Annotated in this window: 28 protein-coding genes; 7 read left to right on the top strand and 21 right to left on the bottom strand. The window is 31.1% G+C overall.

Translation table 11 applies throughout. From position 1 onward, the window contains the following. Positions 1-50: 50 nt before the first annotated feature. The 4 genes from V6C74_RS09990 to V6C74_RS10005 all read left to right on the top strand — a co-directional run bounded on the left by V6C74_RS09990 (position 51) and on the right by V6C74_RS10005 (position 2,924). Entirely contained in the window at positions 51-923 is an 873-nt protein-coding gene (locus tag V6C74_RS09990) for an undecaprenyl-diphosphate phosphatase (protein ID WP_016898356.1), read from the top strand. A gap of 281 nt (positions 924-1,204) precedes the next feature. After that, complete coding sequence (locus tag V6C74_RS09995) at positions 1,205-1,891, top strand: hypothetical protein (protein WP_002452677.1); 687 nt, start codon at positions 1,205-1,207, stop codon at positions 1,889-1,891. Positions 1,892-1,897: 6 nt separating this feature from the next. Beyond that, entirely contained in the window at positions 1,898-2,344 is a 447-nt protein-coding gene (locus tag V6C74_RS10000; RefSeq protein WP_002452676.1) for a YaiI/YqxD family protein, read from the top strand. A 13-nt stretch (positions 2,345-2,357) separates the two neighbouring features. After that, positions 2,358-2,924, top strand: a complete 567-nt coding sequence (locus tag V6C74_RS10005) for a TIGR00730 family Rossman fold protein (protein WP_029625726.1) — start codon at positions 2,358-2,360, stop codon at positions 2,922-2,924. A 278-nt stretch (positions 2,925-3,202) separates the two neighbouring features. Here the strand turns inward: V6C74_RS10005 and V6C74_RS10010 are convergent, their stop codons facing one another. From V6C74_RS10010 to V6C74_RS10025, 4 genes are all read right to left on the bottom strand, one after another. Next, complete coding sequence (locus V6C74_RS10010) at positions 3,203-3,763, bottom strand: GNAT family N-acetyltransferase (RefSeq protein WP_002452674.1); 561 nt, start codon at positions 3,761-3,763, stop codon at positions 3,203-3,205. A 122-nt stretch (positions 3,764-3,885) separates the two neighbouring features. Then, positions 3,886-4,182 (bottom strand): hypothetical protein, encoded by a 297-nt coding sequence (locus V6C74_RS10015; protein WP_002452673.1) that lies wholly within the window; start codon positions 4,180-4,182, stop codon positions 3,886-3,888. A gap of 233 nt (positions 4,183-4,415) precedes the next feature. Further along, the gene (locus V6C74_RS10020) at positions 4,416-4,760 is read right to left on the bottom strand and encodes a hypothetical protein (protein WP_016898358.1); all 345 of its coding nucleotides are present in this window, start codon (positions 4,758-4,760) and stop codon (positions 4,416-4,418) included. Between the two features lie 57 nt (positions 4,761-4,817). Beyond that, positions 4,818-5,273 (bottom strand): N-acetyltransferase, encoded by a 456-nt coding sequence (locus tag V6C74_RS10025; RefSeq protein WP_002452671.1) that lies wholly within the window; start codon positions 5,271-5,273, stop codon positions 4,818-4,820. Positions 5,274-5,415: 142 nt separating this feature from the next. Here V6C74_RS10025 and V6C74_RS10030 point away from each other — a divergent pair, with 142 nt between their 5' ends. Beyond that, positions 5,416-6,105, top strand: a complete 690-nt coding sequence (locus tag V6C74_RS10030) for a DUF1129 family protein (protein WP_002452670.1) — start codon at positions 5,416-5,418, stop codon at positions 6,103-6,105. 72 nt (positions 6,106-6,177) lie between these two features. Here the strand turns inward: V6C74_RS10030 and V6C74_RS10035 are convergent, their stop codons facing one another. The 9 genes from V6C74_RS10035 to V6C74_RS10075 form a co-directional block, all read right to left on the bottom strand. After that, entirely contained in the window at positions 6,178-6,666 is a 489-nt protein-coding gene (locus V6C74_RS10035) for a DUF456 domain-containing protein (protein WP_002452669.1), read from the bottom strand. A gap of 6 nt (positions 6,667-6,672) precedes the next feature. Next, positions 6,673-7,881: a sugar efflux transporter gene (locus V6C74_RS10040; RefSeq protein ID WP_002452668.1), complete on the bottom strand. Its 1,209-nt coding sequence runs from the start codon at positions 7,879-7,881 to the stop codon at positions 6,673-6,675. Between the two features lie 72 nt (positions 7,882-7,953). Further along, positions 7,954-8,808 (bottom strand): LysR family transcriptional regulator, encoded by an 855-nt coding sequence (locus V6C74_RS10045; RefSeq protein ID WP_002452667.1) that lies wholly within the window; start codon positions 8,806-8,808, stop codon positions 7,954-7,956. Between the two features lie 93 nt (positions 8,809-8,901). Then, entirely contained in the window at positions 8,902-9,507 is a 606-nt protein-coding gene (locus tag V6C74_RS10050; protein WP_002452666.1) for a DUF402 domain-containing protein, read from the bottom strand. A gap of 417 nt (positions 9,508-9,924) precedes the next feature. Further along, positions 9,925-10,392, bottom strand: coding sequence for a cupin domain-containing protein (locus tag V6C74_RS10055; RefSeq protein ID WP_016898359.1), 468 nt, complete (start codon positions 10,390-10,392; stop codon positions 9,925-9,927). After that, the gene (locus tag V6C74_RS10060) at positions 10,392-11,108 is read right to left on the bottom strand and encodes a YebC/PmpR family DNA-binding transcriptional regulator (protein ID WP_002452664.1); all 717 of its coding nucleotides are present in this window, start codon (positions 11,106-11,108) and stop codon (positions 10,392-10,394) included. Before V6C74_RS10060 ends, V6C74_RS10055 begins: the two co-directional genes overlap by 1 nt. Positions 11,109-11,421: 313 nt before the next feature. Continuing rightward, positions 11,422-11,781: a MarR family transcriptional regulator gene (locus V6C74_RS10065; protein ID WP_002452663.1), complete on the bottom strand. Its 360-nt coding sequence runs from the start codon at positions 11,779-11,781 to the stop codon at positions 11,422-11,424. 85 nt (positions 11,782-11,866) lie between these two features. Then, entirely contained in the window at positions 11,867-14,071 is a 2,205-nt protein-coding gene (locus V6C74_RS10070) for a helix-turn-helix transcriptional regulator (protein ID WP_016898360.1), read from the bottom strand. A gap of 284 nt (positions 14,072-14,355) precedes the next feature. Further along, the gene (locus V6C74_RS10075) at positions 14,356-15,015 is read right to left on the bottom strand and encodes a Bax inhibitor-1 family protein (RefSeq protein WP_002452662.1); all 660 of its coding nucleotides are present in this window, start codon (positions 15,013-15,015) and stop codon (positions 14,356-14,358) included. Between the two features lie 430 nt (positions 15,016-15,445). On the opposite strand from V6C74_RS10075, the gene V6C74_RS10080 reads away from it, so the two are divergent. Beyond that, the gene (locus V6C74_RS10080) at positions 15,446-16,255 is read left to right on the top strand and encodes a CHAP domain-containing protein (protein WP_002452661.1); all 810 of its coding nucleotides are present in this window, start codon (positions 15,446-15,448) and stop codon (positions 16,253-16,255) included. Positions 16,256-16,542: 287 nt separating this feature from the next. Here the strand turns inward: V6C74_RS10080 and V6C74_RS10085 are convergent, their stop codons facing one another. From V6C74_RS10085 to graX, 7 genes are all read right to left on the bottom strand, one after another. Beyond that, complete coding sequence (locus V6C74_RS10085) at positions 16,543-17,553, bottom strand: inorganic phosphate transporter (RefSeq protein ID WP_002452660.1); 1,011 nt, start codon at positions 17,551-17,553, stop codon at positions 16,543-16,545. Between the two features lie 14 nt (positions 17,554-17,567). After that, on the bottom strand, positions 17,568-18,185 hold the full coding sequence (locus V6C74_RS10090; RefSeq protein WP_002433514.1) for a DUF47 domain-containing protein: 618 nt from the start codon (positions 18,183-18,185) through the stop codon (positions 17,568-17,570). 589 nt (positions 18,186-18,774) lie between these two features. Then, positions 18,775-20,664: an FtsX-like permease family protein gene (locus V6C74_RS10095; protein WP_002452659.1), complete on the bottom strand. Its 1,890-nt coding sequence runs from the start codon at positions 20,662-20,664 to the stop codon at positions 18,775-18,777. Further along, positions 20,654-21,415: an ABC transporter ATP-binding protein VraF gene (gene vraF / locus V6C74_RS10100; protein ID WP_002452658.1), complete on the bottom strand. Its 762-nt coding sequence runs from the start codon at positions 21,413-21,415 to the stop codon at positions 20,654-20,656. Before vraF ends, V6C74_RS10095 begins: the two co-directional genes overlap by 11 nt. A 144-nt stretch (positions 21,416-21,559) precedes the next feature. Continuing rightward, positions 21,560-22,600, bottom strand: coding sequence for a histidine kinase GraS/ApsS (gene graS / locus V6C74_RS10105; protein ID WP_002452657.1), 1,041 nt, complete (start codon positions 22,598-22,600; stop codon positions 21,560-21,562). After that, positions 22,593-23,267 (bottom strand): response regulator transcription factor GraR/ApsR, encoded by a 675-nt coding sequence (gene graR, locus V6C74_RS10110; protein WP_002452656.1) that lies wholly within the window; start codon positions 23,265-23,267, stop codon positions 22,593-22,595. The genes graS and graR overlap by 8 nt, the downstream gene beginning before the upstream one ends. A 16-nt stretch (positions 23,268-23,283) precedes the next feature. Further along, a complete protein-coding gene (graX, locus tag V6C74_RS10115) occupies positions 23,284-24,207 on the bottom strand; it encodes an auxiliary protein GraX/ApsX (RefSeq protein WP_016898363.1) in 924 nt (307 codons plus the stop codon). Between the two features lie 120 nt (positions 24,208-24,327). Between graX and V6C74_RS10120 the strand changes: the two genes are divergently transcribed. Then, positions 24,328-24,834, top strand: coding sequence for a GNAT family N-acetyltransferase (locus V6C74_RS10120; protein ID WP_002452654.1), 507 nt, complete (start codon positions 24,328-24,330; stop codon positions 24,832-24,834). Positions 24,835-25,044: 210 nt separating this feature from the next. Here the strand turns inward: V6C74_RS10120 and V6C74_RS10125 are convergent, their stop codons facing one another. Next, complete coding sequence (locus V6C74_RS10125) at positions 25,045-26,094, bottom strand: alpha/beta hydrolase (RefSeq protein ID WP_002452653.1); 1,050 nt, start codon at positions 26,092-26,094, stop codon at positions 25,045-25,047. Positions 26,095-26,158: the final 64 nt, after the last annotated feature.

Below are 26,158 nucleotides of genomic sequence, written 5' to 3' on the forward strand. Positions count from 1 at the left end.
TTTTTGAAAAATGAAAGAATAAATAAATGTTTTACGAAAGTGGGTAAATTATGTTTTTACTTGAATTGATAAAAGGCATCATTTTAGGTATCGTTGAAGGACTTACTGAGTTCGCCCCTGTATCTTCTACAGGACATATGATACTCGTTGATGATATGTGGTTAAAGTCCACTAAATTTTTAGGTGAACAATCTGCGTTTACCTTCAAAGTTGTTATCCAACTTGGGTCTGTATTTGCAGCGGCATGGGTATTCCGAGATCGTTTCTTAGAAATATTACATATAGGTCATCATAAACCTAATAATGAAAGTAATGTTAAACGCCGTTCTCAACCTAAGCGATTGAATTTATTACATGTATTAGTAGGTATGATACCAGCAGGTATTCTAGGTTTTTTATTTGATGATTTAATTGAAAAATATTTATTCAGTGTTCCTACTGTTATGATTGGCTTATTCATAGGTGCGATTTACATGATTTTAGCTGATAAATATTCTGAGAGGGTTCAACATCCTCAAACAGTAGATCAAATTAATTATTTCCAAGCATTTGTCATTGGTATCTCACAAGCGATTGCAATGTGGCCAGGTTTCAGTAGATCTGGTTCTACTATTTCAACAGGTGTATTTATGAAATTAAATCATAAAGCAGCTTCAGATTTTACATTTATTATGTCAGTACCAATTATGCTTGCAGCAAGCGGTTTATCTTTACTAAAACATTATGAGTATATTCACTTAGCACATATTCCTTTCTATTTACTAGGATTCTTAGCAGCGTTTATTGTTGGTTTAATTGCTATTAAGACATTCTTACATTTAATTAATAAAGTTAAATTAATTCCATTTGCCATTTACCGAATTGTATTAGTTGTAGTCATTGCAATCCTTTACTTCGGTTTTGGCATCGGAAAAGGAATCTAAAGAAACACTTGGAATTTTATTCCTTAGTGTTTCTTATGCAATGGACTCTGTCCATTGTAATCCTCTATACACTTGGAATTTTATTCCTTAGTGTTTCTAACTTTAATGAAGGTATTCATTTCATATTCTTCACTAAACACTAGTAGGTTTAATTAATCTCGCTAGTGTTTTTTTATTTTCCAAAATTAATTGAAATTATCGATTTCCATAGATAACAATCGTTTAGTATCATGTATCATAGGGTATGGAAAAGAATAGTAAAATTAATGGAGGCAACGAGTATGGACAAAAAGAGACTTATTAAGACTTTAATCAATGTATTACCTATCGTCATTGTACCGTTAGTCTTTGAACGTAAACGCATTAAAGAACATCCTGATGTACGTAAAGCTACTGATGCTACGACTAAAGCTACATCAAAAGCTACTACTACTATTTCAAACAAAGCTTCAGATGTTAAAGAATATGTGGGCGATAAAAAACAAGAATTTGATAACAAACGTGAATTAAAGAAAATCGCGAAAGAAAACGACCCTGCTTACATCGAGAAAAAAGACGAAAAGTTAGCTAAACAAAATCGTAAAGAAGCAGAAAAAATGGACAAAAAACTTCAGAAAAATATTGAGAAACGTCATAAAGAAGAAGACAAGCAACGTGAAGAAAATAAAAAACAACGTATTAAAGATATGAAAAAATCTCAAAAGTATGAAGAAAAAGTAGGTCTCACTCCAGGCAAGTTAGACGATAAAACTGAGAAAAAAGGCGAAAAACTTGAAAAAGATAATCGTAAAGATGTAAAAAAATTAGATAAAAAGCTTCAAAAGAATATTGAAAAACGTCACAAAAAAGAAGAAAAACAACAAGAAGCAGAGAAGAAAGCTAGAAAAAAAGAATTTAAAAAATATGATGATTACGTGGCTGACAGTGTTGTAAAGCAAAATAAAGAATCTGATAACACTCAAGGTTAGTTGTTAATGGTCAAAGTAATCATAGACGGAGATGCTTGTCCTGTTGTTAATTCAGTGATTGAATTAACTAAAGGGACAGGCATTTTTGTTACGGTGTTAAGAAGTTTCAGTCACTTTTCTCATCAAATTCAGCCCGAGCATCTAAAAACTGTGTATGTTGACGATGGTCCAGATGCTGTCGATTATAAAATTGTACAATTAGCAAAAAAGGAAGATATTGTAATTACTCAAGATTACGGTTTAGCTAGTTTACTTATAGACAAAGTACATATTGTAATGCATCATAAAGGAAGTATATACCGTGCTGATAATATTCAAGCTTTATTAGACCAACGTTATCTTAATGCACAAATTAGAAAGCAAGGTGGCCGACATAAAGGTCCCCCACCTTTTACTAAGAATGACAGATTAAAATTTGAACAAGCATTTACGAATGTGATTAAACAACTTTAGGAGGTATTACATGATTAAAAGAATTGCGGTTTATTGTGGAGCAAGCAAAGGCAAAGATCCTTCATACGTTAAAGAAGCCTATGAGTTAGGAAAATATATGGCGGAACAAGGCTATGAACTTGTTTTTGGAGCTGGCTCAGTAGGAATTATGGGTGCTATACAAGATGGTGTCCTAGATCACGGCGGTAAAGCCATCGGTGTTATGCCTAAGATGTTAGACGAACGAGAAATCACGAGTCAAAAAGTGAGTGAACTTATTTTAGTTGATTCAATGCATGAACGTAAGAATAAAATGACAGAATTAGCAGATGCCTTTGTAATGGCTCCTGGGGGTGCCGGTTCTCTCGAAGAATTCTTCGAAATGTATAGCTGGGCACAAATTGGTATCCATCAAAAGCCAATAGGTGTCTTCAATTTAAACGGTTTCTTTAAACCCTTACAAGCACTCATTGACCATATGATTAAAGAGGGCTTTATTGATAAAAAATATCAAAAATTAGCACCATTATTTGATACAAAAGAAGCATTGTTAGAAGGTTTAAATAATTACAAACCACTTGGTGTACGTACATATGATTAGTAGGAACGCGTCTATAGGATTTAATAACTAGCCTATAGACGCGTTTTTGATATTAAAATTTCGTTTTATTGTGTATATATCGCAGTATGCGAATGGCTTTGAAGCACATTTAATAAATGATACTTCAAAACCTAATCGCACTTGCGGGGGCGAGACAACGAAATCAAAGTTTACTGATTTCTGTCTCGCTCCCGATTGCACTAAGAACTACTCACCTTCACTTTGTGAAGGATGCTCTTCGTGGTTTACAATCGCTTTTGCGATTGCACTAAGAACTACTAACCTTCACTTTGTGAAGGAAGTAGTTCTATGTAATATCTAACATGGCGTTTGAGGGGATGGTATTTACTGAGATCTGGAAATTCAAAGTTATCTAAGAAGCTCATTCCTATTTTCTCCATTACCTTTCTTGAAGGTAAATTTGTTTCAGATGTAAAACTATATAACTCTGTAATTCCTTTTTCTTTTGCGTATGTCAAAACAGCTTGTGCTCCTTCAGTAGCTAATCCATTACCCCAAACTTCAGGAATTAATCTCCAACCTATTTCATAAAAAGGCAGTTCTTTAAAAGGATATTTGCTGTCTTCGGGGATGTAGTTTAATCCGATAAAACCTAACCATTCACCGGTTTCCTTCAATTCAACCGCAAAAAGTCCGATTCCATTATCTTTGATAATTTCATCCATTTTTCTCATATCTAACTCTGAACGACGGTAACTTAATAAACTTGGAAAGTATCTACGTACTTGCTGATTTGCATTCATTTTCTGAAATGGTAATAAATCCTTTTCTTCCCAATCACGCAACTTCAAACGTTCAGTTTCAATGTAAGTTCCCATGTTAAACACTCCATTTTACCCTTAAAGCTTGATTTAATACTATTCTAATACAAAATTAACGCGTTATGAAGTTGTCCCCACATTCATATCGCGCTAATCATTACTGTCTATATATTTAATTATTATGCTTTAGAAATATAACTAATCAATTTTACGTGAACAGGAATTTCTTTTAAACGATCACGTTGTTCTTTAGGTGCAGTAAATGTTGCATCAATAAAATCATTTTGATGGTTTAAACGATATGTTGCAACGAATGTGTCGGTATCAGACTCAAAGTTTGGTAAATGTGCAATCACACGTTTAATTTCACTTGTTGAATCAACAATAGTGCGTCCAGTAATATTTTCCAATTCTCTACCTAATTCAAGTAGTGTAATATTTTGTCCTTCTAAAATATTGAAATCTTGTTCGTGCATCGCTAATCTCTCCTCTTAAAGATGTGTAGTATCAATCATCTTTCATAATTTTTACTCATAACAGTATTAAATATCTACTTTGTAAATTAATTTGCGTAATTTATCAATTATAATACCCTCTTCAAAACTCCATCAAACGTTTATTGATTCGTGTTTTGCGAATTGGAAGAGTTATTAGAATTGTTATTTTTACTTGTAGAGCCATTTTTTTGTGCATCTTTGTTAGACGTTTGTTATTGATTAGATTGTTTCGTTTTTGTAGAATCCGTTGCTTGTTCTGAACTAGTCGTTGACGAATCTTCTGAATTTTTATCATCACTTGAGTCAGATGAATCTTTTTCAGATGATTTATTAGACGAATCTTCAGCCGGCAATTCATTGATATCTTTTTGAAGATTATCTTGCTGATCTTTAAGTTTGTTTTTTTGGCTTTCTAAATCCTTTTTCTGTTTCTTTAAATCTTTATTTTCTTTTTCTAATTGGTCAATGCTTTTTTCTAAAGAAGCTTTCTCGTTACTTTTACCACATGCTGTTAACATTAAAGTTGATGCTAAGAGTAAAGTGAACCATTTTTTCATGATAGACTCCTTTGTTTAATCTTATAAATACAATTTATTTTAACATGCTTTTTTAATTTATTCATTTTTTCCCTTTAAATTTTTAGACATTTTTAGATGCGATGTTTGATATCCTAAAACTTTATTTAGATTAATCATGTCGCTGTTATCTTTATTAACTGTACTTTCAATACTTATAGCACCGAGTAAATTTGCCCACTGCTCAATATCGCGTTTTAGATGTGTAGCAATTCCTTGTCTTCTAAAGTCTGGTTTTACGTACAAGACTTCAATTTGTACTATTTTAAGCTGCGGTTCATAATGCCCCCAAATAAACCCTTTGAGACTGCCCACATATTCATTTATTAAAATATGATCATCTGCATATTTTAGTCTTGAAATAATCATTTCATATCTTAATGCAATTGATGTTGAAGTTACTTGATAATCTAATTCATTTTCTGAAATTAAATGTTCATGTATTGTCGCAATTTCATTAATCCAACCCTCATCTTCCAAAGTAATTCTCTTCATATAAAGAACTCCTCAATTGTTAATGATATTAATAACACTTATATGATATTATTAGTCATAATAACACGTCATATATATCATTTATAAATATGAACTGTCTATTTGGTTTTACTTTTAAAAATTAAGGAGCAAATCAATTATCATGAAATCTACAGCACAATTAACAAAGGAGAATAATGTTAAATCATTACGGCTTAACAACACAGATCGTGAAATATTTGAGAATTACATGACGTATATTCGCGCAGACTTAAGTGTGAATCCTCATGATTCAGAACTAATGTTAAATCGCATTTTGAAACATTTGATTCGTGCTGAAGATAAAGGCATGCTAGCAATGGAGTTTTTTGATCATGATCCTAAAGCACATGCTAAAAAAGAAATAAAAGCACTACCGAACGAAACAATTAAGAACATTTTTAAGTATATATATCATAATTTTATATTTTTAATAGGGATATTTTGCTTTCTAAAGGGGTTCATTGGCTTTTTTATTGGAGGAGATAGTAACTATTTATATCTATATACTTTTCCAATAACTGTAATCGTTGGTCTCTTTATCATTTTCTTGTTTATATGGATGAGTTTTAGGACAGTTCAATTGCAATGTTTTAATAATTCACACTGGGTCTGGTGGTTAACATACGGGGTCATAGCTTTGCTACTAATCACCCTATTCTATGTGTTTTTTATTCCACAGTCATTTTTAGCCTTTGGTCCCTATATTAATGTAAGTAATTGGACATTTATTATTATCTTCATTTTAATTACACCTGTTGCTTTCTATGTCGACCATCATTTCTATGATAGAGACGCTAATACACGCATGTAAAAAGACTTACTTTCAGTCTTCCTAAGGGATAATTTTACTGAAAGTAAGTCTTTTATTTTCAACATAAATTAATTAATTAATTAAGAACACATCTACAAAGAACCAAATCACCATCATGACCATAATTATAGCTTGAGCCACCGTGCTAGCCAGAAAAGCTATAACAGAGCCTAAACTTACCTTTAAAGCTTTCTTAAAATCAAAACCGTTTAATAATTCAACAACAAATACTGCAATTAACGGCACTAATATGATGCCAAATGGCGGGAATACGAAACACCCGACTATAACACCTACAAGTGCCGTATACTCACCTACCTTACTTCCGCCAAAACGATTAACAAAATATTTATTCATCATGAAATCTGCGACAAGAATAAATACAGTGAAAATGATCATAGCTACGTAAAATATCCATGATAAACGTCCATCGTTAAAACCTATTTGATAAATGATAGATCCTATCCACATGACAAGCACTGATGGAATAATTGGCTTAATTAAACCTACAAATGCTAAGACAAACATGAGGATAATAAGTATCCATAAAACTGCTGTCATCTATATCTACTCCATATCTTCTTCGGTTATTATTTGATCTTTTGTAAAGAAAATAAGTATCATACCAACTAGAATTGATGTCGCTGATACAAAAAAGACATTTTCCAAACCAACCCAATGGCTCATAACACCACCTAATAAATTTCCACATAATTGACCTATAACCATTGCATTGGCAAATAATGTAGAGGCATAACCCGGGAAATCAGGTAAAATATCTTGAAAGTAACTAATACCCAATCCTAAAAGTATAGCTAAGAAAATAGCTAGGAAAACTTGACCTGCTAACATCATATAAAAGTTCTTAAATACACCGATACTAAAATAAAATGCTCCACCGAAGATGGAACCAATTAGAAGTAACGTTCGTGTTGGAAGTTTAGCTGATAAAATACCTAATATAACCATGAAAGGTACTTCAAGACCAGCACATAAACTAGCTAAATACCCTACATAACTATCACGTTCTTTTAGATAATTTGTAACGAACAACGGCATATTCATCGTATACATCCATTGGCCAATATGTAAGAGAATAAATGCGATAAATGGAATAAATAACGCTTTATCCCTAAACATATTGGGGGCTGATTTCTCCACGTGTTGTTGTGATGAGATTTGGTGTTCAACAGGTAAATTCTGATAGAAAAAAACTTGCAGAACTAAGGTGAATAGAAGAATAGCCACCGTTCCACCAAATAATGCAGTATATCCATTTAATTCAATTAACTGTGACCCTATAAACGGACCAAATAAAAATCCTAATGAAAACATGGAACGTAACACAGTATTTGCAAACTTTGCACGATCTCGCGAGCTTGAGATATTAATTGACTCTCTTGCAGAAGCGTATAGTTGTGGCATTGCTGGGGCAAATAAACCTTGAAAAATTGCATATAAAACAATAAATAACCATATTTGATGCACATAAAAATAAATAGAAAAGCTTACCGCTCCCATGAACAGCGCAGTAATAATTAGGACTTTTCTATTAACATTATGTGTATCAGAAAACCTAGCAATGATTGAGTTTACTGTGAATTGACTTACTGCAGCTAATGCTAACAATAAACCGTATTGAGTTGTTGTCATTCCTAAATCTTTTGTAGCGAATAGGACGAGGTATGGTACAGTCACTGCTATACCCATGCCGAGTAGCATCATATTCACAACAAACAGTTTATAGTTTTTGATATGAAACAGTGCTGTAAACATTTTTTTGACCTCTATTCTTTTATTAAATTGTACTTTTCTTCATTAGACTCATTGGAAATGCTTTCTAAAAAATCATCGAATAAAATTCAACATTAAATTAACAAATGAATCTACTTGAGGCAGTTGTAACATACTTCCATCATAACTCATATAAGTTGAACGTATGAGAGGTTCATCATCAATACTAACCTTCTCAAATTCAAACATATTTTTATCAATATGCTTCATCATAATTTCTGGTAAAATCGTTACACCTACACCACTTAATAGCATTTCTTTACAAGTCGCAACTTGGTCCACCGTTATCGTTGCATGATAATCTTGACCTAAATTATCATTGTACCATTGCTTAATTTGATTAATGTATATTGGATCTGCTTGAAATTCTATAAATGGTAATTTTGTAACATCCTCACGTCGATCTTTAGGATAAATAAAATAGTGATCGTCATTAAATAAATGCGTATTAGATAAATTCATCACTTTATTCCCTCTCGTAATCATTACGTGATAATCGCGATGATTTGCTTTTATCTGTTCAGTAGATCCTACTTGAACTTGAATTTCTACGTTAGGAAACTGTGTGTTGTATAAGCTCAATACTTCGGGTAGTAACGTTTGTCCGATTAAAGACGAACATCCTATCGAAATCGTACCATTTACCTCTCCGATGTGTGCCTGCATTTTATCAAAGAATAAGCGTTCACGTTTCAACATATCACGCGCATGATCAATAATCATAGCGCCTTCAGTTGTAGTGATCAATTGCTTTTTTGTACGAATAAAAATTTCTACTCCAAACGAACTCTCAATCGCTTTTAAACGTTGAGTCACTGCTGGTTGCGAAATATATAATATCTCTGCCGCTTTACGTAACGTTTTTGTTTCATCTAGTGTGATGAGTAAACGATAATCATCAATTTTCATAGCGTCCCCCTAAATATTTCTATCCTTAAATCTTTGCTATGATGATTTAGCTTTAGTTGATTAACCTTCAACCACATATCCTTTTAATGGAATTCACTTCGCTTTACGTCGGTGCTGTTTACGTTTATTTTTCGGTTTAAAAGGACGTTTATGCTTATTTCTTAGAGATTTATGATAAATTTTGTTGTAACAATGCATGACCTTATCTTGAACTTCTGAAAAGTTCTCTTCAATTTCAATCATTAGTTGATGTGCAATAATATAAGCCTCGTGGTATTGTTTCTTAGAAATTTGCTTATTTTGTAAGGCATACATCAAATCATCTTCATCTACAAGTTCATATTCTCCTGTAGGTAACACTAGCACATCTAAACATAAATCTAACGTACGAGCATTTCCCTTTTGAGTGATATTCTTAATATTAATATCAAAATAATATTCTAGCGGATTACCTTTATCATCAAACATGACTGTAATACTATATCGCTTTTTTTCTGGTAGTATTTGCAACCATCTATAATTGTCATCCGCAACTATTATGTTTTGTCCAACTACCGTCACCTCTAAAGGCTCACGAACCTTTTTCATCGTGACCAAGCCTATAATACCTTTAAATCTATTATTATTAACTTTAACCTCTGTATACTCTCTCTCTACCAGGCGACGCCAGTGACGTTTATCTATATATTTTACTTTCACAGTCACCAACTCCTTATTTTCATTATATAAAACTGGTTAGTTAATGTCATCTTAATGTTTTAGATTGATGACTATTACATTCTTATTTTCAAAATTATATTAAAACTATTTTACTATAAATTGATGTAATTTACTTAAAATTGACAATATTACTATGATTTAATAAGTTAACTCTACACATTTTTCTAGATTTTCTAATCAATGAGTGTAAAATCCCAATGTGGTTTTACACCAACTTAAGAAGGAAACTAATTAATTAAGGAAGAGCAATGGAAGAAACATATATAAATTGTAGATATTGCAAAAGAACTATTTGGCTCAGCCAAATAGCAATATGTATATGCTACTAAAAAATTAATTTTTAATATAAAAGCCTTTAAACGGATTAAATTTAAATCCATTTAAAGGCTTCGTTTACTATAATACGGCATATTTTCTTATTATATTTTCTAAATCTGGATATTGCTTTATCAATTGGTCTTGTCTTAATAATTCGAAATGTTCAAATTCAAAGGCAGGTTGACACATACATCCTACAAGGCTATAACCTTCATTATCATCGATAGAAGAAGCAAATATTGTACCTTTAGGCACACAATATTGTAACTGATCTCCATCAGATATATTTTGACCTAGTTTCACACTGTGATACTTACCTTCTGGTGTAATCATGTGAATAGTTAATGTTTCTCCAGCATGATGATACCATACTTCATCTGCATCAATGCGATGAAAATGGGAAATATTGTCATGTGTTAAAAGAAAATAAATACTGCTATAAGGTGATCTATTAAGCGTATCATCGCGTAGTGTTTCTCTAAAATAACCACCCTCAGGATGAGCGATGAGTGCAAGCTCTTGAATCCACTCTTGAGAAGTTTTCATTATTTTAAATCGACATTGTGGAATACGTTTTGAACATCTTCTAAATCTTCAAGCGCGTCCACTAATTTCTCAAATGTAGCTTGATCATCTTCAGATAACTCAATATCTGTTTGTGGTAACATTTCAAATTCTGCCACTTTAAAGTCTTCAACACCAGATTCACGTAATGCATCTTGAACTTGAGCAAATTGATCAGGTTCTGCATAAACAATTGTTAATCCATCTTCATCAATGACATCTCTCACATCAACATCTTGTTCCATTAATGTTTCTAAAATTTCATCTGCAGATTTTCCCTCTACACCGAAAGTCGCTGTATGATCAAACATGTAAGCAACTGAACCAGATACACCCATATTACCGCCATTTTTACCGAAAGCAGCACGCACATCAGAAGCTGTACGATTCACATTATTTGTTAAGGCATCAACTATTAACATTGAACCACTTGGTCCAAAGCCTTCATATCTTAAGTGATCATAATTTTCATCGCCTGCACCTTTAGCTTTATCAATAGCTCTATCGATGATGTGATTAGGCACTGAATATGTTTTAGCACGCTCCAATACTAATCTTAGTGCTTGGTTAGATTCTGGATTAGGTTCTCCAGATTTTGCTGCTACATATATTTCTTTACCAAATTTGGCATAAATTCTACTCGTATTTTTATCTTTTTGGGCTTTTTTCTCTTTAATGTTGTTCCATTTACGTCCCATAATGTCATCTCACTTTCGTACTCTATGTTCTTCATTATATATTTAGCAGTAATTTTTGTAAAATCTCATAAACAGAGGTAAACCATTGCTATATCAATATTTTAAAGTGATACTTATTTGAATTTGAGCTTTTCTGCTTATCTCTATTAAATAAAAAAACACAAAGACGATTTTTTAGTTCATATCATCTTTGTGCTAATCATTTTTTAATTTGTATATCAGTCTTCATACGCTAAAATACTCAAGGATATATACATGGAATAAGCATATAAAAGGTGTCGATTTAAAATAATTAATAAATCGACACCCTTTATTAAATATTTAAAAAGTTTTCAACGTCATCAAATAAAGCATTAAATACATCCAAGTTTTTTTCACTCATATATAGAAAAATTTTTCTTTCATCTCTTGTTGATCTTACTTTGCTTAATTTTTCTTTATCTATTAATCTTCGAATTGACACTAGTAACTTTGTTCTACTCAATTCTAATTCACTTATAGCTGTTTTTAAAAATGTTTGCATAAGTATTTGTTCATCTAAACAATACTTTCTAGCTAAGTCTAGTACAGCAAGATCATTTAACGTTAACTTATATTCTTTATCTATATATTCAGATAATGCTTTATATTGTTTGTAAAATCCTAGCAGTTTTTCTAGTTTCTGTTCATTCAAGACGCGCACCTCCAAATATATGTAGACAATGTATAGTAACATTATCCTAAATATCTGGATAATTGTCTTTGACATTTGTTTTTAATCATTTGTCAAAATTACCAATAAATTTAAATTGAATTGTGTTACACTTTTTTAATTTGTTATCTTTTTTATAGATTTTTACAAGATACGCCGAATTGTACTTCAAACTTAGCTTTAATGGCGATTCATTAAAATCATGCTCAAAAATTTCTATATGCGGTCTAAAATTATCTTCAACTTTTATTAAGAAATTAGTAGACCACTGATATTTATTGCGTAAATTAGGTGGAATAATATGATTGATGTTCCCACTTTCATTATCAATTTTAGCAATCATACATATATATTCATCTTTAAGATTTTCTTCATCAAAATTAATGTAAATATCAATATTCTTAAAGTGATCTATGCTTGATTCACTTTCAACTACTCGCCAATCGTATAAATAGAGCAGATATCTATCGTTGCGCTCAATAATATTATAGAATCCATTTTCAACTTTGTTTTGATTAACCATCCAACTTAAATCATTAAATACTAATCCATAAGTTGTTTTAAAACCATTCTCATCAAATAAATGAACAGAATTAAATATATTCGGATGTGAAAATAAATTTAAACCATATCCTGAAAAATGCTCTTTTAGTTTAGCTACAGACAGATACAGGAGCGGTGCACTATGACTTAAATCAATCTCTTCATTATTTAACAATTGATGATTAACTAAGTTTAAAAAGATAAGGTTTTCTTTACTAAAATCAAATTGGTCCAAATTTAAACTCAAGTGTTTTAACTGAAGAACATTCTTCAAAAGAAGACCTTCATTACTATCCATTAAATAAGGTGATGTCAATTGTGCGTTATCTATATAGAGATAATCAAATTTGAGTCTTTTAATTTGAGCTTCTAATGACTTAAATCGCGCTGACTCATCTATCATACAACTAATATCTAAACCAATCGCGTAATTTAATAGTGTATTCTGCATTTTTAAGATATCTCTATAAATACTACGTAGATCTTTTTCGTTTAAATTGAAAATAAATTGAATTTCATAATTATAACCACAACTGTGATTTTTCTTATCTAGTTGCTTAAGACTTGTACTAAAACTCTCTTTTATATCATTTATATATTTAATTTCATTAACATTAAAAGCAATATGTAAATCATTTTCAATAATAGTTTGGCTTATATAATTTTTTTCATTTTGTGTTAATGATTTGCAATAATCATACAAATAAGGCATGAAGTAAAAGATAATATTAGATTCTTTAAAACCAATTTTCTGATAAAGTCCCTCTAAAAATAGCAACTTTATTTCTTCAATGGTATTGATTTGAATGACAGAATAAAAAGGAGAAGCATTTACTATTTGCGCATCATCAATTCTAATTTCATCATAGATATCTGAAACATCGTTAGGTATAACAGAACGAATAAGTTTCTTTAATGGCCTTTTTTTATTCTCTGGCACCGTATCATCTGAACAACCATTGTACTTATCATACTTTTTCATAGTACGATATTCATTAGGAGTCACACTAAGATAATTCTTGAATTGCTTGGAATAAGTCGAGGCATTACTAAATCCAAGTGCATCACTAATTTGACTAATTGTTTTATTCGTAGTTAATAACATTTCTATAGATTTACTAATTTTTAATGTATCAACGTACTTTTTAAATCCCATCCCCATTAAAGTATGAAATTGCGAAGATAAATTTGATTTTGATATATAGAGCTGGTTCGATATATCTCTTAAGGTTAACCTTTCACTCATATGATTATATATGTAATCTAGTTCATCTTTTAAGTCACCGTAAAAGGCATAAATGTATTGATCTTCGGCTATTTTTTTATCTATACTCGCTTCCTGAGCAAGCATTTCAACAATTTTATTTATGAGCTCATATTCTTTTTCAGTCTTTCCATCAATATAATTTAATGCGAGTTGAGCCATTAAATATTTAATTTCGTTTGTAGATTTAATCAACTCAGCAGTATAGTGGTAATCAAAAAATGTATACCCTAATTCTGTAAACCAATCACTAGAAATGTATATTTCTAGCGTAGTTCCATTGTCATTGATTCCAAAAACATCCATATTATTAACAATATATAGTTCATTATTTATCGTTCTTTGCTTTCTGAATTGTTGAAGATGCATACTTCCCTCTATTGGCCAAAATAAAAGTATCCCATCTTGGCATCGAGTCGTTGAATATTCGTTCTTAGAGAGTATATGCAAACAGGAATGTGACATTACTTTACCTCTTTTCCTATTTTAAATAGCCTACTATTAATAATACTTAACCATTGTTCACATTCAATAAACGCCAATTTAACACAATATGAAAATTATATCAAAAGCGAAATTATATATATATTCAATTATTTTTTATGTGTCTATTCCATTTAATTATACATTATAAAAAAAGATGTGGCGTCGGAATTCCATAATTCAAACAATAATCAAGTCATTCAATAACTCAAATGCTCTCATTAGGAACAAACACGTCCACATCTTGAATATTAAGCATTATAGATTTAATTTTTGAAGCGATTAGCTAATCTTAGTATGTCTTCAATGATATTTAATAAATTGATAAATAGATTAAAGCCCATTTCTCGAGGTGAAAATTGTCCTCTTTTCATCCTATTAAAATCATAAAGTGTATACAATAGGAACAATAATAAGCTAATAACCGTAATTACAGTATGGAATATAGGATTATGAATAAATATTCCTATTAAACTAGCAATAATCAATGCTATTAAAGTAACAAATAAATATTTACCCATACTGGATGCGTCATTAATTAAGAAATACCCTACAATACCAAATGCAATAAAAGCGCCTATAGCAAGTAAAATATTCTTATAAAAAACTTCTGCACCTAAATTTTGTAGATAAGCAGTAAACATCGCATATGAAAGTAGTCCGACAATAATAGCGTATATATGTGAAATAATAAGGCCATATTTACGTGCGCGTTTAATAAATAAAGTAGCCAGTAAAATAACTAATAACGCTATAGATAGTAGTCTTCTCCAAGACATAGGGAGGTATTGACCGAAATAACAACCAATGCCAAATATAATCCAATAGTACATAAAGAATAGCCAAACCTTACCATAAGCATGAGATTGGTGTTTATCTTTAGAGTGATTTTGTGACTTTTCTGTACTTTGAGTCGATTGGGACATTTTTTAATCTCCTTTTATACTAAAAAATTCTCAATAACTAAAAGTTTACAATAACCTTTAAAAATTCTAAAGTGTTTAACTTACTATTTTCTAAATATAAAGAAGTTTCCGAAAACTAATCTATAAATAATATTACTTTATTACAATTTATAAAACTTTAATGAATTAAATTTAATCAAAAAAGCTTATAAAGACTGTAAAATCAACTAATAGAAGTTATATGTACTTTTCGTAAAAATTGTTAACAATATTACAAGATAATAACAAAGCCCACAAAGACTATTATTTTTGTTAGTATTGGGTACGTAATAAGAAAGTATAGTCAAAAGTAATTAAAAAGTTAGGTTCATGATTTAAGACTTGTGGGGACAATTGTCTACATAGTTAAACTCAATCAAATTAATTTAATTACATTTAAGGAGGAGTCACTTTGAAAAAGTTAGCCTTTGCAGTAACAGCCGCTTCAGGTGCAGCCGCAGTACTTTCACATCATGATGCTGAAGCTTCAACTCAACATAAAGTTAAATCAGGAGAATCTTTATGGAGCATTGCTCAAAAGTACAATACTTCAGTAGAAAGCATTAAACAAAATAATAATTTAAGTAATAACATGGTGTTCCCTGGACAAGTTATTAATGTAGGTGGAAGTGCTTCACAAAGCTCTAATTCAAACGCTTCTTCAAACACAGGTTCAGCTTCTACACATACTGTAAAAGCTGGAGAATCATTAAACATCATCGCGAATAAATATGGTGTTTCAGTTAACGCTTTAATGAAAGCAAACAATTTAAATGGTTATTTAATTACACCTAACCAAACCTTAAAAATTCCTAATGGTGGTTCAGGCGCTGGTGCAGGTGGTACTGCTACACCGTCAACTGGCAATGATTATAACTCACCTTCATTTAACCACCAAAACTTGTATACTAAAGGTCAATGTACTTGGTATGTATTCGATAAACGTGCTCAAGCTGGTAAACCAATCAGCACTTATTGGTCAGATGCTAAATATTGGGCATCAAATGCAGCAAATGATGGTTATCAAGTAGATAATAATCCAACTGTAGGTGCAATTATGCAAAGTACTCCAGGACCATACGGTCACGTTGCTTATGTTGAACGTGTTAATGGTGACGGCAGTATTTTAATCTCAGAAATGAACTACACTAACGGACCATATAACTCTGATTATCGTACAATTCCAGCTTCAGAAGTATCACTTTACGCTTATATTCATTAATTTAATAAATTCACTTTAAACCACTTAAGGCATCTACCCGTCTTAAGTGGTATTTTTTTGCCAATTCTTCTTTCTCTTTTTATTTACTATAGTTAAATTTTATCCCTAATACATCAATAACAATATATAGTTGTATATGTCATATGTAGCGTTTAAACATTCATTACTGCCATATTTATTTAAAACGCAAAAATACCAACAAAATCATTGATTTTGTTGGTATTTTACTACTTATAATCTTATCAAAGATAAAAGGCTTTATATTTAATATTGCTATGTTAAATCTCTTATTTTAAAAATAGATGCATGATAAAGTACACGATACCAGCCAATAATGCTGAAATTGGTAACGTAATGACCCAAGTGATAACCATACGTTGAGCTGTACTCCATTTTACACCTTTAGCGCGGTTAGAAGCACCTACACCAAGGATTGATGAAGACACAACATGTGTAGTAGATAATGGGAAGTGTAGTGATGATGCTACGAAAATAGTTAATGCAGAAGAAAGATCTGCTGCTGCTCCGTTAGCCGGACGAATTTTCATAATGTTACCACCAACTGTTTTGATGATTTTCCAACCACCAACTGCTGTACCAAGTCCCATTGCAGTGGCACAAGCAATTTTAACCCATAACTGAGGTTCTACACTTGAACCAGTTTGAAGATTCGCAACGATTAACGCTAAAGTGATAATCCCCATTGATTTCTGAGCATCATTAGTACCATGTGAGAATGATTGTAATGCTGCAGTAAAGATTTGGAAAAATCTAAAGTTTCGATTTGCACGTGTTAAATTTGCGTTTTTAAATACGACCTTCACGATAGAATACATAATGAAACCAACACAAAATGCAATGATTGGTGAGATAATTAATACAATAATTATCTTAGTGAATCCTTGATAATGTAATACTGCAAATGAACCTTGAGAGGCTATAGCAGCACCAGCAATTGACCCAATGAGTGCATGTGATGAAGAGCTTGGAATACCATATAACCAAGTTACTAAGTTCCAAATAATTGCTGCAATAATTGCTGCTAAAACGACTACTAGACCATGTTTTAACTTAAATGGATCAACAATATCCTTTGTAATTGTTCCAGCTACCCCAGTAAATGTTAAGGCACCAATAAAGTTCATGATTGCTGCTAATAGAATAGCAGATCTAGGAGTTAAAGCTCTAGTAGAAACAGCAGTCGCTACAGCGTTGGCAGTATCATGGAAACCATTGATAAAGTCAAATACTAATGAAAATATAACTATAGCTATCGTGACGATTAAAATATATGACATAAATGAGGACTCCCTTAGCTATTTTTCATGATTATAGTTTCAAAATTATTAGCAACTGTTTGGCATTTATCTGCAATTTCTTCCATACTTTGATAAATATCTTTTATTTTAATTAATGTGATTGGATCTGTTTCACTGTTAAAGATGTGTTTCATTGACTGTCTTAAGATTCCGTCACAATTCGTTTCAAATTCTTTAATATTAATAGAATGAATACGCATGTGAGATAATTTTTTGTCTACTAATAATCCTACTGCTAACTTCATTTCAGCAACTGCTTTTTGAATATTTTCAACAAATTCAGCCATGTATTCATCAGTATATTCAATTGAATACATCTCAAACATAGCAGATGTCTCTTCCATCGCATCTAAAACATCGTCGATTGCATTACATAAAGATAGGATATCTTCACGTTCGATTGGTGTAATAAACGTTTGATTCAAGTCAGTAATAACTTGGTGCATTAATTCATCACCGTGTGACTCATACGTTTTAATATTATCAGAATAAGCTTTCAAATCTAAATGTGTATTGAAATCCATTTTTCCGAATTCAATTGCTGCACGATCTAGGTTGAATACCATTTCTTCTAATTGAACCATGAACTTATCCTTTTTCTTACTAAACATTCAAAATCCTCCATTTTGAGCGATTGTCACCAATCACATTCATAAATTTTTAATTCGTAAGACAAGTGGTTTAGGAACATATTTACAATTTTCAGAAAAAGTAGTAAGCAATACTCTTAATGTAAAAAATATGTAAATTAATTATAAAGTTAAAACATGCTAATGTTCTTAACTATCCCGTTTTGTCCCTACTTGAAAATAGCACAAAATTTACATAACTACAATTCTATTTACAAATTCTTAACAAATAAGAAACTTAAACTTTACATATTTTTCTGAGTAAGATGTCCATAGTCCTATTTTTAAAATTAGAAATCAATTCTAGAACGATATTCTAACTTTTAGGAATCACTCTAAACATAAATTAGAGAGTTTAAATTCAACTCCATTACAAAGTTAACGATTTATCACTAAAAATTCAAATATTTATAAAATGATGCTAAACAATATTGTTATATAACTCAACTTATATTTTCAAAATACATTTAATTACAAAGTCACTTCTATTCATAAATGAAGGCCTGGCACCAAATTATCTTTTGAAGCCAAGCCTTATAAATAAAATATTCTATTTCTACATTTTATAAAATTAAATCGAATGTCTAATTGTTCGCTTAGAATGATTATAACCAATAATCGCGAATACTGCATAAATACCTGTATATAAAGCCATAACAATAAATATAGGCAATTGATTAGTGACACCCATTAGATGCATATATGCGATTGACGCAAAATAGCCATGTAAAAGCGCAATAATCAGAGGTAATCCAAAATTAAAAATAACTTTTAACTTCAAACCCTTAGACATATCCTGATGCGTAAAACCAAGTTTTCTCAATATGGAATAGTTTTCTAACTCATCCTCAGTTTCATCAATTTGTTTAATATAAATAATACAACCAGCAGCAATTAAAAACGTTATCCCTAAGAATGATGTTACAAATAATAGCACTCCAGTTAAACTTGAAATTTCACTTGCAGCCTCACTACGTGTCTCAATATCTTTACTTATACTTTGGACGATCTTCTCTAATTCAGGTAAGTCCTTCTTGTGTTTAATATCAAATCCATATTGAGATACAATATGTTTTCCTTTAGCATGCTCTCTCAATTTCTGATAATCCTCATCATTTAACACGAGTGTTGCTTCACCTAAGTCTACACTAGACATAAAGTAAACTTTATTAATAGCTTTTCTTAGTTTAACTTTAACATAATTATGTTTTGAACCTATGTAAGTGGAACCCTTTCGATCAACTTTAACTACATCTTTAATCGAACCTCTAGGGACTATGATATCCGTTTGACCACTATCTATATTAACATTAGGAATGTATTTATCACTTGTCACAGCTATGGTACTTGGTCTTGAAATACCTTCTGTAAACATATGATCTTTAAATAAATGAGCATACACAACCTCTTTATAATTATAATAATGTTCAACGTTACGATTGTTTAATTCATACGCTAACTGATTTGCCTGCTTTTGACTTTTCAAAGTGACGTCATGAGGTGAACTTAGTAAGACTTCATCCGTTAAAGTACTTCTACTTAATGCAGCAAAACATAGAACAGAAACTGTAATTGCTGAAACCACTGCCATCACCGTTAATGAAAATGCATTTTTTCTGATACGATAAATAATAGAAGAAGTAAACATGACATCCGTCACACTGACATTGCCATTTCTAAAATGTTGGATGGTTTTTAAAATTAAAGATACCGTACTTCTAAAGAAAAAGTAGGAACCTAAAACAGTTAAAAACAGAATGACAAAAGGTTGTAAAATTGAATCAACATTTTCAACTAATTTAGTTGATAAAAAGTATCCAACACAAATCATAATTATCCCAAATAAACCTAAGATAATTTCGCTTAATGTAATCTTGCTCTCATTCACTTCTTTTTTGGTGAAATCATGTGCAAGCTCATGTATTGAACGTTTACGTATAAATATATAACTTTGAATAATAATAAGTATATACGCTATTAAAATGAGTAAAAGTGTCTCTAAGACCGCATGAAAACTAAAAATAATAGACACACTAATATTGATGCCTAGTAGACGAAGCACAATCATTAAAAGTATTTTCGAACCAAAAATACCTAAAGCTATACCAATAATTACTGTAATTAAAAATGTCAGTAATTGCTCCAGCATAATCATTCTCATTATATTTGAACGCGTTAATCCTATTATTTGTAAAAGTGAAAGCTCCCGCCCTCGTCTTTTCATAAATAAAAAATTTGCATAAAGTAGAAAAACAATAATAATTATAAAAAGAAAATAACTCCCCACCTGTGATCCTTCTTTAATAATCGGATAGGATTGATTTCCATGAAGATGATGGGCATATTTTAATGTAACAAAACTAAAATATAACACCACGCTAATAATTAGTGACAATAAATAAATAGCATAACGAACAATATTTTGCTTAAAATTTTTAAAAATAATCTGATTAAAACTCATAATTGACTCCACCAAGTACACTTTGTGTTCTAATGATTTCCTTATAAAATGTTTGTTTATCATCATCACCTTGATATATTTCGGTGAAAATTTGTCCATCCTTTAACATAACAACTCTATTTGAAAAACTTGCCGCAACTGGATCATGCGTAACCATAATGATTGTTGTTTTAAATCTTTCATTCATAAAGGTCAATCTTTTGAGTAGGTCTTGTGTGCTTTTGGAATCCAAAGCACCCGTTGGTTCATCTGCAAATATAATTGAAGGAAAATTAATGAATGCTCTTGCTGCAGACGTTCGTTGACGTTGACCACCAGATAACTCAGATGGATATTTGTCACTAATATCACTAATATTTAACGCTTCAACAATTCGATTGTAACGTCTGTTCATCTCTTCTTTTCCGACTTTTTGAACAGATAAAGGTAGCATAATATTTTCTTTTACCGTTAAAGTATGCAAGATATTATAATCTTGGAAGATAAATCCAATATCCTTTTTTCTGATTTCAGAAAGTTGCTTATTAGATAATTTTTCCAATTGCTTGCCATTTAATATAATTGAACCTTTTGTCATATAATCAATTGAGCTTAAAACATTTAATAATGTTGTCTTTCCTGAGCCAGATGGCCCCATAATCGAGATGAATTCTCCTTCATCTACGCTCAAATTAATATCTTTTAATACTTCTTGAGCTACATTTTTACTTCCATATATTTTTGACAATTGTTTAACCTCTAATATCGTCAAATCATCACTCCTGACTTGTTTCACACAACAATGCTCTCTACTTTAGCTAAAGCTAAACAAGCTCAAAATAACATCACTTAATACACTTATATTATAACGACTAAAAATTACAATTGTGATAATTGTAAGTAACAAAACGCATGTTTAAAATGACAATCTTGTCACTTTAGACATGCGTTCTACAATTTCATTTTGTTGAGGGAAGATTAAATAGAATGTAGTACCTTCGCCTACTACTGAATCAACTTTTACATCTATACTTAATTGCTCTTTAACGCTATTCACTAAATATAATCCCATCCCTGAAGAAGCTGTTTCATTTCGGTTAAGTGTCGATGTAAACCCTCTATCGAAAATACGAGGTAAATCTCTCTTACTAATCCCTCTACCATGGTCTTTAATTTTAAGAACAACGTGACCATTTGCCATATAACTCGCTAATTCAATTGTAGTATTATCACTATATTTCAACGAATTAGATAAAATTTGTCTAATCATCATTCGGCACCATTTCACATCTGTAAACACTTTATCAACATCTTCAAAGTCTAAATCGAATCCAATGCCCTTCGCTTGGCTAATATGACGTGTAAGTTGAATTTCATCAATAACCATACGTTTTAACTCTACATGATCAAAGTACATGTCGCGATTCTTTGATTCCAAACGCGTTAAATATAGTTGTTTATCCAACATTTCATTAATTCTCGACCACTCAAATAATAACGCTTTTTTACGTTGTTCATCTGATTCTTGATCGATTAATAATTTCATTGCTGTCACAGGCGTCTTAATATCATGTACAAACTCTGTTATCGTTTGTTCGTGGTTATTAATTTGTAATTGTTGCTCAACGACTTGATCTTTTTGCGCTGTTATATGTCGATATAAGTAATCAACTGTTTGTTGTTGAAATGGCGTTTCTGCTAAATCTTTATGTTTAATTTCTTCTATTTCTTTATTTTTATAAAAGTGCTTTGACAACCGGACTTCCTTTACAAAGGTATATATTAAGAAAAGGACACTCAATCCCATATTGAGCACTACTATATAGGAGACGCTCTCAACAGAAATATCATAATCAATATAAGCGATACCCAGCATAATTGCATTTAAAAATATTATCCATAATATCCAATTACTCCGAGTTCTTACAAATAACCAAAACCATTTAAAGTTATTCATGTGCCATATATCCTTTACCGACTTTCGTCTCTATTGCATCATCCATATTAATTTCTGCCAATTTTTTTCTAAGGCGATTAACATTAACAGTAAGTGTATTATCACTCACAAACGCTTCGTCATCCCACAGTGCTGTAATCAACGTATCTCGCGTTACAATTTGATTCTTTTTATTAATCAGCATTTCTAAAATAATCATCTCTGTTTTAGATAAAAAGATAGTTTTATCGCCTTTTTGGATGCTATCTTTTGATAAGTCCACGACAGTATCTTGCCAACTTAACGTGCGTTTTTCTTCTACGCCAAATTCGTACACACGTCTATAAATAGCTTGTAATTTTGCAATAAGTACATTCGTATAGAAAGGTTTTTGCATGTAATCATCTGCACCTAATTCCATACTCATGACTTGATCCATGGGATTATCTCTTGATGAAAGGAATAAAATAGGGACATTTGACTCTTGTCTCATTTTTCTACACCAATAAAACCCATCATATTTAGGGAGTTGGACGTCTAAAATAACGATTTCTGGATTGAATCTCTCGAATGTGTTCATTACATTACCAAAATCTTCAACACCTACAACGTTGAAATCCCATTGCTCTAATTCTTTTTTTAATTCTTGAAATAGCGTATTGTCATCTTCGACCAATAGTATTTGCATAACAAATCACCTGAAATTATTTAGTATATTTAAATTTCTCGCCTGATTGAACACGTCCTTGAAAATGTTTAATTCTGCAATCAATCTCAAATCCTCGCATCAGTAAGCCTTGAATAGGTGCTTGAATAAAGTAATAAATTGGCCAGAATAATTTTGGTATATAATCATATAAGTGAACCATCACTAAGGACGTTCCTTTAAGAAGTCTAAATTCTAACTTCCCTTGCTTTTTTAAATTCGGTTTAGCTAACTTCCCACCAACAAGGTGTAATGTAATGATATCTTCAGCAGTCTGGTTTTTCTTAAAAATTGCTAATGGTTTTTTACTATTTTTACGATAAATAATATAATCATCATCTTCTTTTTTTGTATGTACAAATGTACCTTTAGTTTCATCTAACCATTGACAATAATAGTCTACAAGTTGATTCAAAGTCCACTTTTTCGGTAAGACCATTTTCATAGCTGTGCGAACATCATCATATTTAGAAGTTTGTAATTCAACATTAATATGCGGGCGCTTCACTTCAACATTTGTACGTTCTACAGGAGCACCATAAGCACCTAATCTTTCCATCGTTTCATTGTCGTGACGACTTCCAGGTATATAAATGAGTTTTTTAATTTGATTCATTGCTGCTGCTCTACCAAAGTTATCTGCAGCTATTAAATTTAAATCCCGTGCCGTTGCTTGAGTCAATTTAGCTGAGTTTTTAGTTGGATCTAAATAAAACACAGCTACATCCATACCTGCCATAGATTGAACTACATTTTCATAATTAAAAATATCGCTTTTCAACCATGTAATCTCTTCTGCCGACCCTTTATCAGGTTTAGGATATTTAGATAATGCATAAAGTTCAGCATCTTTTTCTATAACTCTACTTAAATACTTACCGATATAGCCGGTTCCACCTGCAAGCAAAACTTTAGGCTTCATGGTTATCGACTCCTTAACATTTTCTAATAATTAATAAAATATCACTGATTCAAGCATAAACCGTTAAACTATACTATAATGAAGAAGACTATTTACTTAATTGAAAAATGGAGTGTTTTCATGGCCCACGTAATTCGTGAGATTAGTATAAAAGATGTTGAAAACTTTATAGATTTGTTAAGCAAGATTTATGATGAATCAGACTTTACGTTTTATAACCCTGGTGAATATTCACCTAGCATCGCTTCTGTTAGTGAAAGTTTAGAAAGTTACATCACAACTACTTCAAAAGCCATTTTTGTAGCAGAAAGTGATGAACAACTTGTTGGCTACGCATTCGTGAATACAGAGACCTTTGAGCGTACACAACATGAGGCTGTAATCTATCTCGGTGTGAAAAAATACTATCAAAAACATGGTGTCGGTCAGGCGCTCATCAATTCCATCGAAGCTTGGTCACTTAACCATAATATTAGACGTATTGAAGCTACAGTCGTCACTGAAAATTCACGAGCTATTGAACTTTTTAAAGGCACAGGTTTCACTATTGAAGGTGAACTTAAAGATAAACTTTTTATTAATGGTCGTTATTTCAATGAGTATGTAATGGCTAAAATACTCAATTAATTGTTAGTCTTATTTTAAATTTTACCACATATTACAAGTTTTAAATAATAACTATAAGTTGTGATTTATACATTTTACTTAAATTTGATTCAAATCCAAATTTTTAAAGCGTATTTTAAAACAATAAATATCCATAACTTTATTATTTGATAAAAAATAAAGGCAAATCGTTAAGCTATAAGTTAACACTAACGATTTGACTTTTTCATATTATTCAAATGGATATAGGGATACACTATTGTTTGTTTGATCACCAGATTTCACATCTGTTGATTCTCCGCTTTCAACGCCGGAAGACGAAGTATTTCTACTTAAGAATAACAATACTTTTTTAATATTCTCTTTTGATTCTGGTTTACCTAAATGGAACTGATACTGATGATGTAAATGATGTGTCCCATTGTAAAACAACGTATCTACAGGTATATTTTCGGATCTAAGTGCTTTATAGAATTCTTTATTCTGACTATAAAATGGATCAGCATCTCCAACTGATAAATAAGTCGGTGGATATTGTTTAGTGACTTGATTTATCGTCGACATTTGAGATAAATTCTTAAAATTAGTCTCCCAGTTATTCATACCTGTATAGCTCTTCATAAATAATTGTATTCTTGGAAATTCTGTTGCCTTCACTGTTTTCATATCATAGAAACCACCAAAGAATATAGCTGCTTTGATTTGCGATGGTTTAAATTGTTGTTCGAAATTCATTTCTTTACGTAAACTTTTATTCGTTTGCATTGCTACATACTGACTGGTTAATTGAGCTCCTGCTGAATCACCACCAATTACAACTTGATTGAAATCAATTGGTAGTTCATGTTTATTTTTCTTTATAAATTTAACTGCCTCATTCATTTGCTCTAGTGGGGTTGGATACTTGTATTGTGGAGCTAATGCATAATTCACATTTACTACAATATAACCTTGTTCAGCTATTTTTGACAGAAGTGGATTTTTATACTGCTTATCACCTGCAATAAACCCACCACCATGCATCCAAAAAATCACTGGTAATTTGGTATCTTTACTCATATCGGACGGCGTAATAATATCCAATTTACTATTAGGTAATCCTTCACCATAGGAAATATTTTGAAATAATTTTACATTCTTATTATTAATTTGAACATGCTCTCTACCTTGTTGTTTTTCCTGCCCTTTATCGTAGTGGTTTTTCAAAAGAAAACCCAAGATTAATGCAATAATTACTACGATGATTGACGTTATCAACATCCATTTATATTTTTCTTTCATTGTTGGTAATCCTCTCAAATCATGACTTCCTTTAATAAATTATGTTTTAGATTACTTAGGTCAT

It is taken from the genome of Staphylococcus capitis subsp. capitis, from assembly GCF_040739495.1.
GTDB classification, from domain to species: domain Bacteria; phylum Bacillota; class Bacilli; order Staphylococcales; family Staphylococcaceae; genus Staphylococcus; species Staphylococcus capitis.

What these genes read in the sequence shown, in the direction of transcription:
- V6C74_RS10025 (WP_002452671.1), bottom strand. Translation starts at nt 5,273, where the DNA reads ATGAAGAGAATTACTTTGGAAGATGAGGGTTGGATTAATGAAATTGCG.
- V6C74_RS09995 (WP_002452677.1), top strand. Translation starts at nt 1,205, where the DNA reads ATGGACAAAAAGAGACTTATTAAGACTTTAATCAATGTATTACCTATC.
- V6C74_RS09990 (WP_016898356.1), top strand. Translation starts at nt 51, where the DNA reads ATGTTTTTACTTGAATTGATAAAAGGCATCATTTTAGGTATCGTTGAA.
- V6C74_RS10010 (WP_002452674.1), bottom strand. Translation starts at nt 3,763, where the DNA reads ATGGGAACTTACATTGAAACTGAACGTTTGAAGTTGCGTGATTGGGAA.
- graR (WP_002452656.1), bottom strand. Translation starts at nt 23,267, where the DNA reads ATGCAAATACTATTGGTCGAAGATGACAATACGCTATTTCAAGAATTA.
- V6C74_RS10020 (WP_016898358.1), bottom strand. Translation starts at nt 4,760, where the DNA reads ATGAAAAAATGGTTCACTTTACTCTTAGCATCAACTTTAATGTTAACA.
- graS (WP_002452657.1), bottom strand. Translation starts at nt 22,600, where the DNA reads ATGAATAACTTTAAATGGTTTTGGTTATTTGTAAGAACTCGGAGTAAT.
- V6C74_RS10120 (WP_002452654.1), top strand. Translation starts at nt 24,328, where the DNA reads ATGGCCCACGTAATTCGTGAGATTAGTATAAAAGATGTTGAAAACTTT.
- V6C74_RS10045 (WP_002452667.1), bottom strand. Translation starts at nt 8,808, where the DNA reads ATGAAAATTGATGATTATCGTTTACTCATCACACTAGATGAAACAAAA.
- V6C74_RS10035 (WP_002452669.1), bottom strand. Translation starts at nt 6,666, where the DNA reads ATGACAGCAGTTTTATGGATACTTATTATCCTCATGTTTGTCTTAGCA.
- V6C74_RS10095 (WP_002452659.1), bottom strand. Translation starts at nt 20,664, where the DNA reads ATGAGTTTTAATCAGATTATTTTTAAAAATTTTAAGCAAAATATTGTT.
- V6C74_RS10055 (WP_016898359.1), bottom strand. Translation starts at nt 10,392, where the DNA reads ATGAAAACTTCTCAAGAGTGGATTCAAGAGCTTGCACTCATCGCTCAT.
- V6C74_RS10070 (WP_016898360.1), bottom strand. Translation starts at nt 14,071, where the DNA reads ATGTCACATTCCTGTTTGCATATACTCTCTAAGAACGAATATTCAACG.
- V6C74_RS10075 (WP_002452662.1), bottom strand. Translation starts at nt 15,015, where the DNA reads ATGTCCCAATCGACTCAAAGTACAGAAAAGTCACAAAATCACTCTAAA.
- V6C74_RS10015 (WP_002452673.1), bottom strand. Translation starts at nt 4,182, where the DNA reads ATGCACGAACAAGATTTCAATATTTTAGAAGGACAAAATATTACACTA.
- V6C74_RS10030 (WP_002452670.1), top strand. Translation starts at nt 5,416, where the DNA reads ATGAAATCTACAGCACAATTAACAAAGGAGAATAATGTTAAATCATTA.
- V6C74_RS10040 (WP_002452668.1), bottom strand. Translation starts at nt 7,881, where the DNA reads ATGTTTACAGCACTGTTTCATATCAAAAACTATAAACTGTTTGTTGTG.
- V6C74_RS10085 (WP_002452660.1), bottom strand. Translation starts at nt 17,553, where the DNA reads ATGTCATATATTTTAATCGTCACGATAGCTATAGTTATATTTTCATTA.
- V6C74_RS10000 (WP_002452676.1), top strand. Translation starts at nt 1,898, where the DNA reads ATGGTCAAAGTAATCATAGACGGAGATGCTTGTCCTGTTGTTAATTCA.
- graX (WP_016898363.1), bottom strand. Translation starts at nt 24,207, where the DNA reads ATGAAGCCTAAAGTTTTGCTTGCAGGTGGAACCGGCTATATCGGTAAG.
- V6C74_RS10125 (WP_002452653.1), bottom strand. Translation starts at nt 26,094, where the DNA reads ATGAAAGAAAAATATAAATGGATGTTGATAACGTCAATCATCGTAGTA.
- V6C74_RS10060 (WP_002452664.1), bottom strand. Translation starts at nt 11,108, where the DNA reads ATGGGACGTAAATGGAACAACATTAAAGAGAAAAAAGCCCAAAAAGAT.
- V6C74_RS10090 (WP_002433514.1), bottom strand. Translation starts at nt 18,185, where the DNA reads ATGTTTAGTAAGAAAAAGGATAAGTTCATGGTTCAATTAGAAGAAATG.